The 20,412-nt window shown below is 60.1% G+C and carries 9 protein-coding genes and 8 pseudogenes; 13 read left to right on the forward strand and 4 right to left on the reverse strand.

Annotation, left to right across the window (positions count from 1 at the left end; genetic code table 11):
- Positions 1-143: 143 nt before the first annotated feature.
- A pseudogene (locus AC3EMP_RS08950) lies at positions 144-364 on the reverse strand (transposase); the annotation flags it as partial.
- Positions 365-872: 508 nt separating this feature from the next.
- On the opposite strand from AC3EMP_RS08950, the gene AC3EMP_RS08955 reads away from it, so the two are divergent.
- The 8 genes and pseudogenes from AC3EMP_RS08955 (at position 873) to AC3EMP_RS08990 (ending at position 10,490) form a co-directional block, all read left to right on the forward strand.
- Positions 873-1,238 (forward strand): IS110 family transposase, encoded by a 366-nt coding sequence (locus AC3EMP_RS08955; protein ID WP_352712642.1) that lies wholly within the window; start codon positions 873-875, stop codon positions 1,236-1,238.
- A 632-nt stretch (positions 1,239-1,870) separates the two neighbouring features.
- Positions 1,871-3,464, forward strand: a pseudogene (locus tag AC3EMP_RS08960) (ABC transporter substrate-binding protein).
- Positions 3,464-4,405 (forward strand): ABC transporter permease, encoded by a 942-nt coding sequence (locus AC3EMP_RS08965; RefSeq protein ID WP_352712638.1) that lies wholly within the window; start codon positions 3,464-3,466, stop codon positions 4,403-4,405. The pseudogene AC3EMP_RS08960 and the gene AC3EMP_RS08965 overlap by 1 nt, the downstream one beginning before the upstream one ends.
- A gap of 2 nt (positions 4,406-4,407) precedes the next feature.
- A complete protein-coding gene (locus AC3EMP_RS08970; protein ID WP_352712636.1) occupies positions 4,408-5,289 on the forward strand; it encodes an ABC transporter permease in 882 nt (293 codons plus the stop codon).
- 1 nt (position 5,290) lies between these two features.
- Complete coding sequence (locus AC3EMP_RS08975) at positions 5,291-6,298, forward strand: ABC transporter ATP-binding protein (RefSeq protein WP_352712634.1); 1,008 nt, start codon at positions 5,291-5,293, stop codon at positions 6,296-6,298.
- Complete coding sequence (locus tag AC3EMP_RS08980) at positions 6,295-7,368, forward strand: ABC transporter ATP-binding protein (RefSeq protein ID WP_352712632.1); 1,074 nt, start codon at positions 6,295-6,297, stop codon at positions 7,366-7,368. Before AC3EMP_RS08975 ends, AC3EMP_RS08980 begins: the two co-directional genes overlap by 4 nt.
- Before the next feature lie 39 nt (positions 7,369-7,407).
- Positions 7,408-8,802, forward strand: a complete 1,395-nt coding sequence (locus tag AC3EMP_RS08985) for a CapA family protein (protein ID WP_352712631.1) — start codon at positions 7,408-7,410, stop codon at positions 8,800-8,802.
- A 197-nt stretch (positions 8,803-8,999) separates the two neighbouring features.
- Positions 9,000-10,490, forward strand: coding sequence for a M81 family metallopeptidase (locus AC3EMP_RS08990; protein ID WP_352712629.1), 1,491 nt, complete (start codon positions 9,000-9,002; stop codon positions 10,488-10,490).
- Between the two features lie 1,938 nt (positions 10,491-12,428).
- On the opposite strand, the pseudogene AC3EMP_RS08995 reads toward AC3EMP_RS08990, so the two are convergent.
- Positions 12,429-13,626: pseudogene (locus AC3EMP_RS08995) on the reverse strand (IS256 family transposase).
- A 447-nt stretch (positions 13,627-14,073) separates the two neighbouring features.
- On the opposite strand from AC3EMP_RS08995, the gene AC3EMP_RS09000 reads away from it, so the two are divergent.
- The 4 genes and pseudogenes from AC3EMP_RS09000 (at position 14,074) to AC3EMP_RS09015 (ending at position 18,344) form a co-directional block, all read left to right on the forward strand.
- On the forward strand, positions 14,074-15,243 hold the full coding sequence (locus AC3EMP_RS09000) for a M20 aminoacylase family protein (RefSeq protein ID WP_352712627.1): 1,170 nt from the start codon (positions 14,074-14,076) through the stop codon (positions 15,241-15,243).
- Between the two features lie 72 nt (positions 15,244-15,315).
- Positions 15,316-16,548: a M24 family metallopeptidase gene (locus tag AC3EMP_RS09005; RefSeq protein WP_352712625.1), complete on the forward strand. Its 1,233-nt coding sequence runs from the start codon at positions 15,316-15,318 to the stop codon at positions 16,546-16,548.
- A gap of 375 nt (positions 16,549-16,923) precedes the next feature.
- Positions 16,924-17,100, forward strand: a pseudogene (locus AC3EMP_RS09010) (MFS transporter); the annotation flags it as partial.
- Positions 17,101-17,163: 63 nt separating this feature from the next.
- Positions 17,164-18,344, forward strand: a pseudogene (locus AC3EMP_RS09015) (IS3 family transposase).
- A 124-nt stretch (positions 18,345-18,468) separates the two neighbouring features.
- Here the strand turns inward: AC3EMP_RS09015 and AC3EMP_RS09020 are convergent.
- Positions 18,469-19,062, reverse strand: a pseudogene (locus AC3EMP_RS09020) (transposase); the annotation flags it as partial.
- A gap of 1 nt (position 19,063) precedes the next feature.
- On the opposite strand from AC3EMP_RS09020, the pseudogene AC3EMP_RS09025 reads away from it, so the two are divergent.
- Positions 19,064-19,951, forward strand: a pseudogene (locus AC3EMP_RS09025) (IS630 family transposase); the annotation flags it as partial.
- Positions 19,952-19,962: 11 nt separating this feature from the next.
- Here the strand turns inward: AC3EMP_RS09025 and AC3EMP_RS09030 are convergent.
- Positions 19,963-20,401, reverse strand: a pseudogene (locus tag AC3EMP_RS09030) (IS110 family transposase); the annotation flags it as partial.
- Positions 20,402-20,412: the final 11 nt, after the last annotated feature.

A 20,412-nucleotide genomic window follows, 5' to 3' on the forward strand; every position in this document is an offset into this window, starting at 1 on the left:
GCAGTTATGCGAGTCACGGGCAGGGCGGCGATCGTCGTGCTTCCCCGCAAGAGCGATCGGTTTGACGGGCGTCTCGGAGCTGAAGCCCGACCTGGCCGACGGCTGCGCCGACATGCGGATCGGACGAAGCTTTTCGGCAAGATCTAGCGCATCGTCACCAATGGTACCGCAACCGGTCGACGCTTATAATGGCCAAAGAAGACGGCGAACTGGGTCTTGGCCTCGAACCAATCGCGCGGCGGTCGTTTCCACTCCTCGGCCGCGTGGTTCAGGACCAGATATAGCAGCCTAATGCCGCCGCGCTTGGGGAAATTGCCCTGCTGCGCACGGTGCGGCACAACTTTGAATTCAGTGCTTCGAACGCGGTTCGGTCTCCGCTGGAGATGATGGGCTTTCGGCATATGGCGCGACTATCCGGGACAAGGCACAGGAGCGCGCCAAGTCCGGGCAGGCCGGGTTGTGTGCGTCAGTTCTGCAAACTGAGCCGGGTTATGGTGCTGGATCATGCGGCCTGGCGCAGGGCGACCTTCTTGTGCACGCGCAGGTCAGATGCGCACGACATACGTGCGCCGGCCGATTTCCTCTTTGAGCGCTCAAGTATGTTGGTAACCGCGGTATGATCATGACGGTGCCGCCACTCCTGCTGGAGATAAGCGATTTCCGGCGTATGGCGCGACCATCCGGGACAGGGGCACCGGGAGCACGCCAAGTGCGGGCAGGCCGATGTATTCGATGAGCTGCGAGCTAGCGTTAGTAGCTGGCCGCCCGCACGACCTGCCCGGTTGCGGCGAGAGCGCGGATCTGTAGGTGCCGCCGCGCCCGCCGGCTCCCGAATGTTCAAGGAGAGGGAGCCAATGAGACGTGTGATTGGAATGGACATCCACCGCACCCTCGCGGAGGTGGTGTTTTGGGAGGGAGGCCGGCTGCGCCATCACGGACAGATCGACATGACCGGCTTCGGGTTGGAAGGATTCGGCCGCAGCCTGGATGCAGATGACGAGATCGTCGTCGAGGCGACCGGCAACGCCAAGGCGGTGGTGCGGGTGCTGTCGCATTTCGTTGGGCGCGTAATTGTCGCAAATCCGATGCAGGTGAAAGCGAACACACGCAGTATCAAAACCGACAAGATCGATGCCGGGGTTCTGGCGCAGCTTCACGCCAGCGGTTTTTTGCCGGAGGTTTGGCTTCCCGACCAGCGGACCGAGAGGCTTCACCGTCTCGCCGCACGGCGCAATTAAGTCGTGCGTCATCGCACACGGATGGAGAACGAGGTGCATGGCATCCTGCAGGCGCATCTCGTGCCGAAGCGCCCGCATGCGGACCTGTTCGACAATCGCGGGGCGCGCTTGGTTGGACGGCACCTGCTACCCGACGACGAACGGGCGGCGGTCGCCATGCCATGCACAGCAAGAAATTCATCGCCTGGGTGTGTGGTCTTCTTCCTAGTTGGAAGTCTGCGCTAGCGGGCGCAAGCCTCTGATCCGTGCGCGCATGCTCAACATGTGAGGAAGGAGCCGAACGCCAACGACCCGCCCTATATGTGCCCGACCTGCGGCGGCAAAATTCGACGGGGTCTGCGCCGACGAGCGCGAGCTCATGGAGAAGGTGGCGTGCCACTTTTAGCAGCTGACCCTGCGTCTGAAGATGAGCTGCCATGTGCGGTGCACGGATACTGGCGACATTTCAAACCACGACGCTTTCTGCGGTCCGTATTTCAGCAGCCGACGCATTTTGGCGCAAACCCTCCTGCCCAGGTGCTATCCTATGCGTGCTCGAACATGTTTGTGGATATGAGTGCTTCGCTCATGGTCGACAAGGTCCAATAAGCGCGGGTTAACCGCGCCGGTGGCTCAAAAAGGGGAACTGAAAGATGACGATTTCTCGACGCAATCTCCTCAAGGCGGGTATCGCCGCCGGAGCGGCTTTATCGATCTCTTCCGTCCTCCGCGCGCAGACTTCGCCGACAGTTCGAATGGTAATAGACAACCTTACCGTATTCGATCCGGTCGTTACAACGGCTGATGCTACCCAGACCCATGCACACGCGATTTACGATACGCTATTCGGCGTCGATTCGGAGTTTGCGCCGCATCCGCAGATGGTTGGACAATGGGGCGTTTCAGATGACCGGAAGACTTATACGTTCGAGCTCCGCGATGGTCTGATGTGGCACGATGGTACCCCCGTGACCGCCGCGGACTGTGTAGCCTCGATCCGTCGCTGGGCTCAAGTGGCTCCTGGCGGTCAGGTGCTGATGAAGCGCGCAAAGGACATTTCGAAAAAGGACGAAAAAACCTTCGCAGTCGAGCTCAAAGAGCCTTTGGGTCTACTGCTCGACATCTTGGCGTTCCAGGGTCCATTTATAATGCGCGAGAAGGACGCCAATTTTGCTCCAACGGAGCAGGTGACGGCGAACATTGGATCAGGGCCATTTAAGTTCAATCACGATCTTGCCAGGCCGGGGTCAAGCTTCACCTACGATCGCAATGAGAAATATGTACCCCGCCGGGAGGCGCCGGATGGACTTGCCGGCGGGAAGATCGTGAAGGTCGATCGAGTTCATCTGGGACAATGGCCTGTACGGTGATAAGCAGACTGCCATCGCGGCTTTGCAAGCAGGTGAGATCGATTTTCTTTTGAGTCTGCCGGTCGATCTTCTTCCGGTCCTCGAGAGTGACCCCAATGTGGTGCTGGAAGTCTTGGATAAGACTGGCACTGACATGATCCTGCGGCTGAACTGTCTGCAGCCGCCATTCAACAACGTAAAGGCTCGTCAAGCGTTGCTTCACCTGGTCGATCAAGAGGCCATGATGCGCGCAGCGTATGGGGATTCGAAATACACCCGTACTGTCACTTCGATGTTCGGAAACGAAACGCCCATCTCGAATGACGAAAATACGGGGTGGTTCAAGAAAGGCGGCGATCCGGAAAAAGCCAAGCAACTCTTCAAGGAGGCGGGATATGCCGGCGAGAAGGTCGTCATCCTGCAACCCACGGACTGGGGGGAGGCAAGCAACGCCTCTCAGTTTCTGGCAGCGACATTGCAGAAGATAGGGATCAATGCTGAGCTCGCGCCGAGTGACTGGGGAGGGCTTGTCGCTCGACGCGCGAATAAGGGCACCATTGAGAACGGTGGCTGGAGCATGTTCATAACCACCGAACCTGAAGCGATCCTTGGCACGGTCATCAGTGACAACACTCTGCCCATGAATGGCGAAAAGGGTTGGTTCGGCTGGCCGCAGAATGAGGAATATGAAGCCCTTCGGACCAAATGGGCGGATTTAGAAACGCTCGAAGAGCGTAAGGCCCTTGCCCGCAAACTGCAGAAGATATGGTGGGACTATGTGCCTACCGTCCTGTTAGGCCAAAATGTCTCGCCATGCGCGCACCGCAAGGCGCTCACTGGCCTCATCGGCGTGCCGGGGGTCGTCCCAATGTGGAACATGCAGAAGACTGAGGCCTAATGGCTGTCTACATCCTCCGCAGGTCAATCTCTGCCATCGGCGTCATGGCGATGGTCGGGATCTTCGTGTTCCTGCTTCTCAGGCTAGCCCCTGGCGACCCTGCGGACATGATCGCTGGCCGCAACGCTACGCCAGAGATGGTGGCGGCCATTCGCGAGCGGCTGGGACTGAACGATTCCTTGTCGCTTCAGTTCATAAATTGGGTTCGGGACATGGTCGGCGGCGATTTCGGTACATCGATTTTTGCCGCACGACCGGTTCTTGAGCTCATATCACAGCGGCTTGAGCCAACCATTTCCCTGTCGCTCCTGACGATGATCGTTTCGGTGACGGTCGGTGTCTCCTTCGGCGTCCTCGCCTCATGGCGAGCTGGCGGTCTTGTTGATCGCATCCTAACGGCATTCGCGACACTTGGTTTTTCTGTCCCGGTGTTTGTCGTCGGCTTCTTTCTCATATACTTGTTCGCTGTCAGGACACATTGGCTGCCCGTCCAAGGATACCAACCTATCGACCATGGCTTCGGGCCATGGCTTGTGCACCTGATCCTGCCGACCGTGACTTTGAGCATTCCCTATATTGCTTTCATAGCCCGGATCACGCGTGCGAGCATGCTCGAGGTTCTGTCGGAAGACTATATGCGAACAGCCGCCGCCAAGGGCGCGTCGTCCTATGCCATGCTTTTCCACCACGCTCTGAAGAATGCGGGTGTGCCGATCCTCACCGTGATCGGCTTAAGTTTCGCAGGTCTGATTGGCGGTGTCGTCATCACGGAAACGGTGTTCAACATACCTGGTGTCGGTCGTTTGGTGGTCGATGCGATCAACACCCGCGACTATCCCATTATTCAAGGTGTGCTCATCCTGGTTTCGGGTCTGTACGTCCTTATCAATCTCGCGGTCGATCTTTCCTACACCCTAGTCGATCCCCGCATCCGGTACTGATTATGACGCTCCTCTCCGCACCAGTTGAATACGTCCCGACGGGTCGCCCGCGAATATCTGACCTTCCCCGTCTGGCAAGGCGGCATCCGCTGGTTGTGATAGGGGGCGGCCTCTTAGCTCTGTTGATCGTTCTAGCACTCGCTGCCCCGCTTTACGCCGGCGATCCATTGAACATGGATCCATTCAAACGCCTTCAGCCGCCCTCCGCCGAGATGTGGTTCGGAACCGACAATTTGGGCCGTGACGTCTTTGCACGAACGATGTTCGGCGCCCGGATCTCACTTTTGGTGGGATTGACGGCGGCGGCCGGCGCGGCTCTGGGCGGCCTTCTGATCGGTGTCCTCGCCGGCTTCAACCGCATCTTCGATAATATCGTCATGCGGGTCATGGACGGCCTGATGTCGATCCCGACAATTCTGCTCGCCATTGCTCTTATTTCTCTGACGGCGCACGGGATCGGCATTCTCATCGTCGCCATCACGATCCCCCAGATGCCGAGCGTCACGCGGCTGGTTCGTTCGGCGGTTCTGAGTGTTCGGGGGCGCCCCTATGTGGAGGCCGCGCTCTGCGGCGGTGCGCGCCTGCCGAAATTGCTGTGGCGGCATATCCTGCCGAGCACCATTCCGCCGCTTATGGTGCAGAGCGCCATTGTCTGCGCCGATGCGATTCTGACAGAGGCCGGGCTCAGCTTCCTGGGTGCGGGCGTGCCGCCGGAGATCCCGAGCTGGGGCAACATGATTTCAAGCTCTCGACTGTATCTCGCTATCGCCCCATTGACGGTCTTCGCCCCCGGTATCTGCCTTGCCGCGATGGTCCTTGCCGTCAACCTGCTCGGGGATGGCCTGCGCGACCTGTTCGATCCCCGCTCAAAGCGGAGGCGCTAACATGCAGATGCATCAAACCGCAGAGAACGACGTGCTTCTCGATGTCCGAAATCTGGAAACGCATTTTTACGGCGAAGAGAGTGTCACCCGCGCCCTCGGCGGCATCAGCTTCCAGGTGAAGAAAGGCGAGACGCTCGGCGTCGTCGGCGAATCCGGATGTGGGAAGAGCGTCACCGCCCTCTCCATCCTTCGCCTGCTTCCGAAGCTGGCCGCCAGGACTGTCGGGGGCGAGGTCCGCTTTCACGGACGCGACCTCCTTGTGCTGTCCGATCGGGAGATGCGACAGATCCGCGGCGACCAGATTGCCATGATCTTCCAGGAGCCGATGACGAGTTTGAACCCGGTCTATACGGTCGGCCGCCAGATCGCTGAGGCGGTACAGATCCACACCAAGGCCTCGCGGTCGGTTGCGATGGCAAAGGCGCAAGAGATGCTCGGTCTCGTCCGCATTGCGGACCCCGAGCGGCGCGTTAACAACTATCCTCACGAAATGTCAGGCGGCATGCGCCAGCGTGCGATGATCGCCATGGCTCTTGCCTGTTCACCGGAACTATTGATCGCCGACGAGCCAACCACTGCGCTTGACGTCACCATCCAGGCGCAAATCCTGCGGCTCATCGTTGACCTGAAAGAGCGCACGGGAACGGCCGTGATGTTCATCACGCACGATCTGGGCGTTGTAGCCGAGACATGCCAGCGCGTGATTGTCATGTATGCTGGCCGTATCGTAGAACAAGCGAACGTGATAGATTTGTTCGCGCGTCCCGCACATCCCTACACCCAGGGCCTCATGCGATCGGTGCCTGACCGGCGGCGCGGCCGACAGCGCCGCCTTCCAGAAATTCCCGGCATTGTCCCAAGTCTTCGCGAGCCCATTGTCGGGTGCAGCTTTGCTCCTCGCTGCCCGTTCACTATCGACATTTGCCGCGACAAGACGCCCGCCCTGCGTGATGTTGGGTCGAGCCATGCCGCAGCTTGCTGGCGCGCCGAAGAGGTGATGGGCGCGTGAACGGTCCTCTGCTGAAAGTCGAGAATCTGACCAAGCATTATCCGCTTGGTGCGGGAATCTTGAAGAAGAGCATTCCGGTGGTGCGGGCAGTGGAGGATGTGTCCTTTTCTGTCGAGACGGGCGAGACGCTCTGCATCGTCGGCGAGTCCGGCTGCGGCAAGTCCACCGTCGCGCGCCTCCTGATGCGACTCGTGGAGCCGACTGGGGGGCGCGTGCTGGTCGACGGGACCGACATTGCCGGTCTCACGAAACACGCGCTTCGGGTGTGGCGACGTCGGATGCAGATGGTCTTTCAGGATCCATATTCATCGCTGAACCCACGCCTCACTGCCGGACAGATCATCACTGAACCTGTCGAGAATTTTGAGCGTCTCAGCCGGAGCCAGCGCCAAGCGCTTGCCGCGGACCTTCTTCAAAAGGTCGGTATGTCGCCCGAGATCATGCACAGGCTCCCCTCCGAGTTATCGGGTGGGCAACGGCAACGGCTCGGCATCGCGCGAGCGCTGGCGTTGGGGCCGTCGCTCATCATCGCCGACGAGGCGGTCTCGGCCCTGGACGTCTCCGTGCAGGCACAGATATTGAACCTTCTTCTGGATCTCCAGCAGCAGATGGGTATCGCCTTCGTCTTTATCTCCCATGACCTTGGGGTCGTGGAGCACATCGCCCATCGCGTGGCGGTTATGTATTTGGGGCGGATCGTGGAGCTTGCGCCGTGTGAGGCGCTCTTCGCCAAGCCGGTCCATCCCTACACCGAGGCGTTGATCGCGGCAGCTCCGGTGCCGGATCCCACACGGGTTCGGCTAGAGGTGCCCGTCAAAGGCGAGGTGCCAAGCCCCATCAATCCGCCGAGCGGATGCGCGTTTCACCCGCGCTGCCCGCTCGCGGTCGATCGATGCCGCACCGAAGTACCACGTCTGGTACCGATGGCAGATGGGCGGGTCGTGGCCTGTCATGTGCGCGCTCCGGCCATAGAGATTCCGACCCAAACGTCTGCGATGGGCGATCATTCGCCTGCTCACGTGGCTCAGCCTCATAGTCCGGTCCTGAGGTATCGGGAAACGCAAGGGTAGCGACGGTGAAGTGCATACTCGTGAAAAGTAGGAGATCGTATGGATTCCCACGAAGATTGCCGCCCTCCGGTCCAGCAGGATGGTGGCTTTGATGCGGTCGGTTCAATCGAAACGAACGTTGCAGACGGCTTCACAATGGCGGCAGTCGGCGACCTTCTCTTTGCGCGGCCCGTGACAAAAGGTCATCATCCTGGCTTCGCAGATGTCCTCAGGATCTTTCATAACGCCGACGTTACTTTCGGCAACTTGGAAACCAACATCTTGAATGTTCGGTCTAAAGGATGCCCGCAGGCTGAGTACGGTGGTGCGTATTGCATCAGCGCTCCGGAGCTGGGACCTGATTTAAAGGCGATGGGCTTCAATATGGTCAGTCGTGCGAACAACCATACGCTCGACTGGGCCATTGAAGGCATGCGCGAAACGAGCCACGCGCTTGATGAAAACGGCATTGTCCATGCCGGCGCAGGCGAAAACCTGGCACAAGCCGGCGCAGCTCGCTTGTTGGAAACCTCGCGCGGTCGCGTGGCGTTGGTTTCGTTTGCTACGACGTTCACGCCGATGTCCCGTGGGTGCAATCCCGCCGGCGAGGCGCCAGGCAGGCCAGGGCTCAATGCCCTTCGTTTGACCAAGACCACCATGGTTCCGGCCGAGATGCTGGAGAGCTTGAGACGGGTGCGCGAAGTGTTACCCGGCTACAATCCCGCCGGGCAGGATCCAAGCCGGGTTGTACTTGGCGGGGTGACATACAAAACGGGCGAACAAGCCGGCTACAGCTTCGAAACAGACCCGCGCGACGTCGCCGATATTCTGAGAAACGTCCGTCGGGGCAAGCAGCTCTCCGACTTCTGCATCGTCACTAACCACGGGCACGAGCCCGGGGAATGGAGCGAGGAACCGCCTGACTACGAACCATCATTTGCCCGCAGGCTTATTGACGCCGGGGCAGACGCATACGTCGTACACGGACCGCATCTCTTGCGAGGCATCGAGATCTACAAAGGGCGTCCTATCTTTTACAGCTTGGGGAATTTCTTCTGTCAGGACCTCCGGACGCCCACAGGAGCTGACATGTTCGACGCATATGGCAAGGACCCACGGGTCGACACGGACGCCGAGGTGACGGTCGATGAGGTGGCAAAAGGATACCCGACAGCAGGAGAATTTGTAGGCCCCCAATCCGGTGCCGTCTATTATGAGAGCGTTGTCGCTGTCAGCCGTTTTGAGCAAAACCAGCTTGCTGAATTGAGGCTCTTTCCCATCGAGCTCGGTCGCTTGAAGAGGTTTGCCAACCGGGGCGTGCCGCGTCTCGCTGCCGGGCCGCAAGCAAAAGCCATTCTGGAGCGTTTACAAAAGCTCTCGAAGCCATTTGGAACCCAAATCGACCTCGAGAACGACGTCGGATTGATACGACTGCGACCCAGCAAGGCGCCATGATGCGGCACGTCATTATGTCTCGGGCGCAGCTTGTTGGCGCTGCTTGGCGATCCCAGGACGGACGGCACTAGACAGAGGCGGTCGGGCCGCGAGGCTTGGGCTCTGCCCAACCGCTGGTAATTGCGATGCCTAGCCTCCACCGGGTTGTCCTGAGCCCGAACTGCTGCGCCATCCCTTTGCAATCCGGAGACTTTCCCATGAACTACCGCATCCTCACTGGCGAGATCGAACATGAGGCAAACACCTTCAGCAAGGTGCCGACCACGCTCGAGCATTTCCGGTCCGGCGCCTTGCTGCTGGGCGACGAGATTCCACCAGCGCGGCGGGGCACCCGCACCGCGCTAGGCGCGGCGTTCGAGGCGGCGGAGAAGTTCGGCTGGAGGCTCTCTCATCCGCTCGCAGCTAGCGCCACCCCTGGGGGCACGGTGACGAAGGAAACTTTTGAGCAGCTCTGCGCCTGGTTCCTTGCAGGCGCCGAGGGCTGCGATGGCGCGCTCATTAACCTGCACGGTGCGATGGTCGCTGAGGGCTGCGAGGACACAGAAGGCGAGATCCTCGCCCGATTGCGCGCCATTCTCGGACCCGACGCGCCGATCGTCGTCACGCTCGACTTGCACGCCAACGTCACTCAGAAGATGGCGACGAACGCCTCGGCGCTGATCGCCGTGCGCACCTATCCTCATATCGACTACTATGAACGCGCTTGGCACGGGGCCGAGCTGCTCGACCGCGCTCTTCGCGGGGAGATCCGTCCGCGCACCGTCATTGCCAAACGCCCGATGCTGCGCGGTCTTAACGTGGGGCATACCGAGACCGGCCCGATGCGCGAGCTGATCGACCGTGGCGAGGCGCTGGAAGCGTCTGGCAAGGTGCTCGTGGTCAGCGTCTGCGCCGGGTTCTCCCAGAGCGACATTTACGATGTTGGGCCCAGCGTCACCGTCACGGCCAATGGCGACAGCAGGGAGGCGAAGCGCATTGCTGAGGAATTTATGGATTACGCGTGGGAGACACGCGAGTTTGTCTCCGTCCGCGACACTACCATCAGCATCGCCGAGGCGGTGGAACGCGCCAAAACCGGCGAGGCTGGCGCCGACAAGCCTCTGGTGCTCGCTGATGTCAGCGACAATCCCGGCGGCGGTGCTTACGGTGACGCGACAAACCTGCTACGCGCAATGATCACGGCCGACCTCCAGAACACGGCCTTCCATGCGATCTTAGATCCAGCGGCCGTGCATGCCGGCATCGCCATCGGCGTCGGCAACAAGGGGCGCATCGTGCTCGGCGGCAAGCACGCCCCGGAGATGGGCGGGGCGCCGCTCGAAGTCGAGGCGCGGGTAGTCTCCATCACCGACGGTCATTTCCGCTGCCACGGGCCCATGGGCGGAGGCGCATGGCGCAGTTACGGGCCGAGCCTGATGCTGCGCGTGGGAGGCATCGAAGTTGCGGTGATCTCGGGGAACGACCAAGCGACCGACCTCGCCCAGCTCACCTCCCTCGGCATCGACCCGCTTCACTGCGCGACCATAGCACTGAAGTCCTATCATCATTTCCGTGCGGCGTTCGAACCGATCGCGCGCGAGGTGATCAGGGTCGATGGTGGCGGGATGATGGGATCCGCCGCCCTCTCAAAAGCCGAGTACCGCCATGTCCGTCGCCCGATTTGGCCGCTCGACAACATCAAGCTCTAGGCGCCTGCCCACAAGGGACCCGACCAACCAGAAGAAATTGTCAGAAACCTGAACCACGTGATTACGTGCGCACGCTGGCAACGAACGAAGCGAGACTATTGATGGGCAGGCTCGAATTCAAAGGACAGCACTATCTCGACGGCCGCGCGTCCGATCCGAAAGCACTCAGCCGGATGCGCTGCGCCGCCGCCCGCTGACAAGCGCATTCACTTTCGAAAGCGACGAATCGCTCAACTTTCCGCAGCTGCGCTGGTCGCTGTCTCACATGCCCGAGCTTGTGCCGTCTGTCAGCATGTGACGTGGACGGGGCGGGCCTGCGCTGCTCGAACGCAGCGACAAGACCGCCGAAATTGATCAGCTCGCCTTTGCCGGCGCGAAGGCGTGCCCAACAACTCCAAAGGCGCTACTATCTGCCGGAGCTGCGCGCCAGCGCATTCGAGGACGCAACGGTGCGCACAAACTCCTCTATTACGGCGAAAACTACACCGATAGGCACCCCGGTTTCTGGGCGCATGCTCGCGCATGCGACTGGCGGCCTCGGCCGGCTGTGTACAGCGATCCGCAGACCTTGTTTGACTACTTGTGCACCATCCGCACGAAGAGCGAGACCGGCGAATTCGTGGACTACAAGACCGTGAATAAGGACGTGCTGGCTTGGGTGACGAACCATCGTGAGGGGGGCACTCCTTCACCGAACATTGCATGAACGCCTGTGGGCCCTACTCGGTTGCGAAGAGGACTTATACCTCTTCGTCGATTCCGCAGGCACGGCGATGGCTGGTGCCGTCCTGTCGGCGGCCATGCGCGACTTGGCTTGCTTCGGCGAGCTTATGCGATGTCACAGCGAGTGGTACGGAAAAACAGCTGGTACCTAACCAGTGATAGAGGACGTGCAAAATGGCGACGCCCCATCCAAATTCGCTTATGAGGAGACGCAGGGCTACGCACATCGCAGCCATTGGCGGGTGACGCATGATGAGTTGGAGCGTTCCTGGGCCGAGGCATGCACGGCCAGATGCTCTATGTTGCGCCGAAAGCGGAGATGATGGTGGTGCGCTTGGCGTCTCATCCTGCCGCTCCGGAAACATTCCGGTCACTCTGCCATAATACTGGCGTTGGCGCGGACTCTTTCCGCACCACCAGCAGGCGAGCAGGCTCGGATTCAACCGCGCCCGCGAGCGCATGGCCTTCAACGGCCGTGTAGGCGCATTTGAGGGATTTGCGCTCTGTGGGCGGCCCTCCCGCTCGACACGTCCGCGTTCATCCCTGGTGGGCTTTACTGCTCCGCTTCGGCGCTTCGGCGATGAGCGCAAACATGTTCCTCGCTCGGACCCCAAACCACGCTGAGTGTCACCGCTGGCGGTTTCGAGGCAAACTTGGACCGCGTCAAGAAATGGCGCTTCACCCGAGCCTGGGCGGCATCAAAAATCAAAAAACGGCGAGGCCCGGTATGTTCCTGAAGAGTCTTTTCCCCCAGAAATTGACGCGCCGACCACCCGAGTATCTCCGCTAGATGGGGATTTTCTCGGTGCGGCTTCCCCGCAGGGCGCGGTTGCGTTTACGGCAGCGACCGCCATCAGCCTACTCGATGTTGCCTCGCGCAGTAGAGTGGCGGCAACGCTGCGCATTACCGCTCCGAGGAACCGGACACGCTTGACACACACAAGAGGCTGACGGGTTCCTCGACGACGATGGACCTGATCTATCAGCCTCTCACTGGCATGAGCCAGCAAGGTGAGGCGGTGAGTAGCCTGGGCGAAAGCTGGGAGGTTTGCAACGAGAACGCTCACCTTGAAGTTAAAGGCCGCCATCACCTTCCATGATCGCATGCCTTGCGATGCCGAACCCGTCGCTTGTGAACTTCGCACGGATCGTGTCCCGCTGCGTGGTGTAGCTGGCGGCATTAGTCGCCGTGCTCTCCGGCATGGGCCGGGCTGATCAGCGCGCCACGGCTGGCAGGCTGATCAGGGGATCATCGCTCATCTGGCTGATCGTTTCCAGAGTCATATATCTGGCCCGCTGCACTGCCCATTCATCGTTCTGTTCGAGCAGGATTGCGCCGACGAGGCGCACGATCGCATCGTCGTTCGGGAAGATTCCGACGACCTCGGTGCGTCGCTTGATCTCGCCGTTGAGACGTTCGATCGGTTAGTCGAGTGGAGCTTGGCGCGATGTTCCTTGGGGAAGGTCATGTAGGCCAGCACGTCGGGCTCGCCGTCGTCTATGATTGTCGCCAGCTTCGGCACCTTCGGCCGGATCTGGTCGGCGTCGGCGCGCCATTGTACGGACGCGGCCTCGGGCGTTTCCTGGGCGAAAGCGGTGGCGATGAAGGCTGAGACGACCCTGCGGCCGCTCTTGCCGGCATGGGCCAGCACGTTCCTCATGAAGTGGACGCGGCACCTCTGCCATGTCGCGCACAGCACCTTGGTGACGGCCGCCTTGAGGCCTTCGTGAGCATCGGAGACGACGAGCTTGACGCCGCGCAGGCCGCGACGTGTCAGCTTGCGCAGGAACTCTGTCCAGATCGGCTCGGCCTCCGAGGTGCCAATCTCCATGCCCAGTACCTCGCGCCGGCCGTCCGCGTTGACGCCGACGGCGATGATAACGGCGACCGAGACGATCCGCCCACCGCGGCGGACCTTCAGGTAAGTGGCGTCGATCCACAGGTATGGCCAATCGCCCTCGATCGGCCGCTCGAGAAGGCCTTCACCTTCCCGTCGATCTCCTCGCACAGCCGCGAGACCTGGCTCTTGGATATGCCGCTCATACCCATGGCCTTGACCAGGTCGTCAACCGACCGGGTCGAGATGCCTTGCACATGAGCTTCCTGGATGACGGCGGTTAGCGCCTTCTCGGCCATGCGGCGCGGTTCGAGGAAACCTGGGAAGTAGCTTCCCTTCCTGAGCTTCGGGATGCGCAGCTCGACCGTGCCGGCCCGCGTCTCCCAGTCCCGGTCGCGGTAGCCATTGCGCTGGGCGAGCCGCAGCGGGTTCTTCTCGCCATAGCTGGCGCCGGTGGCCGCGCCCACCTCCATTTCCATCAGTCGCTCGGCGGCAAAGCCGATCATCTCCCGCAGCAGATCGGCATCCGGGGTCTTCTCCACGAGCGTGCGCAGGTTCCTCATGTCGTCGGTCATCGGTGGCCCTTCCGAAATGGATTGGCGTCAACAACCAAACCCTACCGGAAAGCGCCGATGACCACCCACATGCCGCTCGCTCGCTACAGCGCTACTAACGGCGCGCTCGTGAGCGGCTTCGCTACCGCCGAGCTACACCACCTGATGGGACACGACCTTCGCACGCCATCTCAGGCCCGAGGCCGCCTCGCCGAGCGCATTCTTCCTTGGGCACCACGAAACCTACCAGAAGCAGCGATCTGTCTTCCTTCGACACGTCCCAGGAGCTGGCGAGATTTCAAACTGCACCGCCTTGTGTCATGCACGTTTCAAAAGGCGACGCAGTTTGGCGGAAAGCTCATCTCAAAAAGGGCTTTATTGAACCTCTGTCCTTTTCCTACCAAACGTGGCCGGAAAAGACCATCGAAGCGGTTCGGCGCAATGCGTTCAAAACAGGGCTGATGCTACATGAAAAGTCTTGAAGCGTTCGGAGATTTGCAGCGCGAGGCAACCGAATGGCGCCACTATCTCCATGAAAATCCCGAGCTCGATTATCGGTTACACAACACAGCAAAGTTCGTTACCGAGAAACTAGCCTCTTTCGGTATCAATCACATCGAAACGGGAATTGCTGAGACGGGTATCGTCGCGTTAATCCAAGGCGAAGGCAGGGACGGGCCGACCATCGGATTAAGGGCGGACATGGACGCCCTGCCAATCGTTGAGGCCTCAGACAGACCCTGGTCGTCGAAAATACAAGGGAGAATGCATGCATGCGGGCACGACGGGCACACGGCCATGTTGCTGGGCGCCGCAAAGCATCTTGCGAGTACGCGCAAATTTAAGGGCTCCGTCGCCTTGATCTTCCAGCCGGCAGAAGAGATCGAACTACCATCGGGCGGCCTAAAGATGGTCCAGGAAGGAATCATGGATCGTTTCAGCATCTCCCAGGTCTTCGGGATGCACAACAAGCCAGGTATGGAGATCGGCACATTCGGCATTTGCGATGGCCCGATCATGGGGTCGCAGGACGACTTCGACATTATCGTGAAGGGCAGGGGCGGCCATGCGGCCTCGCCGCATCGAACCGTAGATCCGGTTGTTATTGCAGCACAGATCATCGTTGGCCTGCAAAGCTTGGTCTCGCGCAAGACCGATCCTATGGAGTCGCTCGTGATTTCGGTAACGAAGTTGAAGGCCGCAGAGGCCTATAACGTCATCCCCGATCATGTCGAAATCGCCGGAACTGTCAGGACCCTCGCGCCGGCCCTGCGAGACTTCGCCGAACGAGAAATTTTGGCATCCGCACAGGGCATTGCGCGTGGTTTCGGCGCGGATGTCGAGTTCAAGTACCGTCGATCTGTTCCGGTTACCTTCAACCATACGGAGGAAACCAATTTGTCGGTCACGGCGGCAGGCAACCTCGTGGGGGCAGCCTCTGTGGACGACAAGGTCGGAATTAGTATGGGGGCGGAGGACTTCGCCTATATGCTTGAGGCGCGGCCTGGCGCTATGATCTTCCTTGGAAATGGATCATCCCCGTCCCTGCACAATCCAGCGTATGATTTCAACGACGAAGCCCTGTCCTATGGCATCGGCTACTGGGTCAGCTTGGTCGAGACAGTGTTGCCCCTTTGAGTTGGAGTTCGACCGAACTGGTAATCGCCATCCCGACGTCTTTGCGCGCGACGGAGGTTTAGGAGAAGTGATATGGCCGCTCACGATTTTGCTCGCATTACGACTATCCCTCACTCTCCGTTCTCGAAAATCGAATATCTAGAGCGGGTCGAACGAGCGCGGCATTTGATGAAAGAACATGCTTTCGACGCACTTCTTGTTACCTCGGAACACAACTTCCGCTATTTTGTTGACGACAGTAGCACCACGCCAATTCAGACCACTCGACCGCGCTTTCTTCTAATCCCGTCGTCTGGTGACGCGGTTGCAATTGTTCCCACGGGTGTCGATGAGTTTTTTAAGGAAACCACCTGGATAAGAAAATTCCGCACTTGGCCTGGCCCGAACCCGAAGGACGAAGGTGTATCCGAGCTTGCAACAGTCTTGAATGAGTTTTTGCAGCAGGACGCCAGGATTGGGACAGAGCTTGGCGCAGAAAGCAGACTTGGTATGCCTGCAGGGGACTTCTTGCGTGTGCGCAATGCGATAAGACCTCGGATATTCGCTGACGCGTCGGACCCGATCTTCACTCCGTTGCGAATGATCAAGTCACCATCCGAAATTGACCGAATTCGAACTGTGTGTGGAATTGTTTCAGAAGCATTCGACAATCTGTCGAAAAAGTTGCGTCTCGGTATGACCGAACGAGAGGTTTGCCGCCTCTTCGAACTCGAATGTTTCGTCCGCGGCGTCGACAAGACACCCAAGATTGCCAGTGTTTCGGGACTAGGAGGCTACACGCGCCCCTATGGTGTTCCGACCGACAAGGTCCTGTCAGATGGGGATCTGCTTTTTATCGACGCTGGCTGCTTGTTTAATTTCTATTGGAGCGACTTCAATCGCAACTTTTCTTTTGGCGCACCTGATCCGCATACAAAAGATGCCTACCAAGCGGTTTGGGATGCGACAGAGGTAGGAATCGCCGCTATAAAGCCTGGCGTTCCGATCTGCGACGTTTGGGCCGCAATGTCAGATCTACTGGATGGTTCGACGAATAGGGGGAGACGCTCCACCATCGGGCGAATGGGACACTCCATGGGTTTATGGATGCCGGAGCTACCTTCCGTTCAGCCCGATGACCGAACGATACTGAAGCCAGGCATGATCATTAATGTCGAGCCGAGCACGATCTACCCATCGTATTTCGATAATTCGCCGAAGCTAATGCTCCACGAAGAGATTGTTCTCGTAACCGAAGCTGGCGCGCAATTGCTTACGTCTCGTGCTTCTCGAACGATACCGCTCGTCATTAATGAAAGTACTTAGGTGCCGAGAACCGAGGTCGCCGTGATAGCGGGTGACGGTCCTTTGGTTCGTGGCCCCACATCAGGCAAGGTCTGTGGCTGCGGCCGACTGCGACATTGCTGGCGCCGTGTAGCATGTAGCCGGCATGTGAAGGCCTCGAAGATCATGGCCGACATGAACAAGGACGAGGGGCGCCAATCTTCCAGTCCGCCGAGTGCGGGACCGGAGCGGCAAAAGGTGAATTAGGACTGATGCGCAAGGATACCGCTTACGCCACCTCCCAAGGCGTACTGGCCCGGCAGCGAGCTTAGTCTCCTGCCGGGCGCTTTGCTGGGTGTTTGCGCATATTAGCCTGTCTCCGAGCGCCTAATAAAACATGAGCAAGAGTCAGATTGAATGAGCAGTGTCGCAGGCACAGATGAGGATCCAATTTCGCCAGCGACGTTGTCGTCGCTCAAGAATCGAACCTTTCGTTCAATCTGACTCGCCACGCAGGCTTCGAGTCTTGGTTGGCTGATGCAGACTGTTGCCATCAGCTGGCTGATGGCAACAATCTCGACTTCCGATCTGATGACCTGCCACGGGTAATTTCCTCCATCTGAGATTAGAGTCCGGCCTCGATTGAAGGACGGACTGATGAAGAGAATGCGGTTTACGGAAGAGCAGATCATCGCGGTTCTGCGTGAGCACGAGGCGGGGGCAAAGGCGGGCGATCTGGCGCGCAAGCATGGGACCTCCGAGGCGACGCTGTATAACTGGAAGGCGAAGTATGGCGGGATGGACGTCTCCGATGCCAAACGGCTGAAAGCCTTGGAAGACGAGAACGCGAAGCTGAAGAAGCTGCTCGCCGACCAGATGCTCGAAGCGTCGGCACTGCGCGAGCTTCTTTCAAAAAAATGGTAGGGCCCGCCAAGCGCGAAGCCGTCGCGCATCTGCAGGCCACGATGGGCTTGTCGGAGCGGCGGGCCTGTTCCTTTGTGGGCGCTGATCGCAAGATGATCCGGTATCGTTCTTGTCGCCCACCTGAGACGGAACTGCGCGGCCGGCTACGCGACCTTGCCAACGAGCGCCGGCGCTTCGGCTATCGGCGGCTGTTCATTCTGCTCAGGCGCGAGGGCGAGGCATCGGGTATCAACCGCATCTACCGGCTGTACCGCGAAGAAGGACTGGCCGTGCGCAAGCGACGGTTGCGACGACGAGCCGTCGGCACGCGGGCGCCGACTGGTCCAGGCGAAGCCGAATGCACGCTGGTCGCTGGATTTCGTCCATGACCAGTTCGCCTGCGGCCGGCGCTTCCGCGTGCTCAACATCGTCGACGACGTGCCGCGCGAATGTTTGGCGGCGATCCCGGACACCTCGATCTCCGGTCGCCGGGTGGCGCGTGAACTGACGGAACTGATCGCCCACCGCGGCAAGCCCGGCATGATCGTCTCCGACCACGGCACCGAGTTCACCTCGAACGCGATCCTCGCCTGGTCGAAGGATCATCAGGTGGAATGGCACTTCATCGCCGCGGGCAAGCCGATGCAGAACGGCTTCTGCGAAAGCTTCAACGGGCGGATGCGGGACGAGTTGCTGAACGAAACCCTGTTCCTCGGCCTCGACCATGCCCGAACAACCATCGCCGAATGGCAGACGACTACAACCGATCGCGCCCACATTCGGCGCTCGGATACATCACGCCTGCGGCCTATGCCGCCAATCTCACCGCAACGGACAATCGGCTGCGCAACCGCGAACAGCTCCGCCGATCACCCGTTGCTCAACCCGCGCCATACGGCGTAAAACCCGCCGAGGCTCTAACTGCAGCCGGATGAAAATTCAGTGGCAGGTCAGGCGAGACCCGAATACGGCATTCTAGCCAGCTGGGATCTCGGTTCGCCTCCTGGATCCGCCGATGCTGATCAGGCCTCGAGGGATGGGTGTATCGGTGTGATCTCGTCAGGCGGCCTTCATGACAGCACCTTCGATGACGACGGCCGCGGTCACGTATTTCCACAGCGCCACGAGCAGCTTCCTCGCAAGGGCGACGATGGTTGTCTTTTTGAGGCGCCCCTGATTGCGCATCACGCGTTCGTGGAACCAGCGGGTAAGCGCTGAACTCGGTTGATTGCGCAGCCACAGCCAGGCCAACTCGATCATCGTCGTTCGCAGTCGGGGGTTGCCGGCCTTCGAGACGCCTTGCTCGTGCTGGACCGATCCGCTCTGCCAAGGCGTCGGCGCGAGCCCTGCATAGGCGGCGACCTGCCGGCGATTATCGAAGTGCCGGAACAGCCCTTCCGAGTAGAGGATGGCGGCACACTCGGGGCCGATACCCTTGAGATCGAGTAATGTCGCTGCTGGAGTTTCGGCGACTTCGATGGCCAGCAGAGCTTCGCGCTCGGCTTGCACCTCTTTGATCTGGGCTATCACCAGTTCGAGTCGGTCGAGCTCGCGACGGATTTGCCCCTTCAGATGTTCTGGCATTGCGCAGCCGTCGCCGGTCCTCAATTCCTCAAGCCGATGTCGCCGGTCACGTCCCAGGGGCTCGTCGCCGGTGGCTGGCGAGAGCTGCCGCTCGGTGGCGGCTCGTTTTGGCGTGGCGGTTTCGTCGGCGGTGAAGTGGTCGCAGCGCTATCGGGCGAATGGGTCTGTGGCACCGGGTAAGATGGGCGGCCACCGCAAGCGTGTTCTGGAGCCGCACCGGGCGTTCATCGTGGAACGGATCAACCAGACGTCGCATCTGTCGCTGCATGGGCTGAAGGACGAACTTGCGGCGCGCGGTGTGAAGGTCTCGCACGACACGGTATGGCATTTCCTGCGGCGCGAAGGATTGCGGTTCAAAAAAACGCTATTCGCCCTTGAGCAAGCTCGCGCCGATGTTGCCCGCCGACGACAACGCTGGCGTCCTGGCAGGCGGGTCTCGATCCGGAACGGCTGGTGTTCATCGACGAAACCTGGATCAAGACCAACATGGCACCGCTGCGCGGCTGGGGACCATGCGGCAAACGCCTGCGCGGCTTTGCTCCGCACGGCCACTGGCGCACGCTGACCTTCCTCGGCGCCCTGCGGCTCGACCGTCTTGCTGCCCCTTGCGTCTTCGATGGACCGATCAACGGCGAGAGCTTCCGGGCCTATTCGAGCAGCAGCTCGTGCCAGTGCTCCAGCCCGGCGACATCGTCGTCATGGATAATCTTGGCTCCCACAAGTCGGCCGCCATCCGGCAGATGATCCGCGCCGCAGGCGCCAGGCTTTGGTATCTGCCGCCATACTCGCCCGACCTCAACCCAATCGAGCAAGCCTTCGCCAAGATCAAACACTGGATGCGAGCCGCCAGAAGCGAACCATCGACGACACCTGGCGACACATCGGCCACCTCGTATCAACCATCCAACCCAATGAATGCAGAAACTACTTCGCAAACGCTGGATACGCTTCTGTCAAAATCTGGAACGCTCTAGCCATCGCGCACACGCGCGGCTCGCCTCGTTTGAAGGCGAGCAGCGCACGCACCAACGCCTCACCATTTCGGTCTTGGCACGACGCCGCCGGCGCGACGTGGCAATCGAGGCGGCGTCGACGACATGGCTTTCGATCCCCTCGGCCTCCAGGATCCGATCGATCCAGAAGCCGTCGAGACCCGCCTCCTGAATGACCACAGCGCAAAGTGCCGGCCGGTGCGCGCCTGTGCCTTGTCCTGAAGCTGGGCAAAGCGCGCCAGCAGTCCTGTGATATCGCCGCCGCGTACCGCATGTTTCGACATCTTCTCCCCACTGCCCGGCGACAGCGAAGTGATCAACCAAGTCGATTTACTGAGTTCCAAAGTAACGAAGATCGCGCCAAGATCGGTGCGGATAGCGGCAGGCGCCGCAGATCGATCGGCTACAACACGCATGATTGGCCTCC

The sequence above is a fragment of the Mesorhizobium sp. P160219 genome (genome assembly GCF_057786095.1).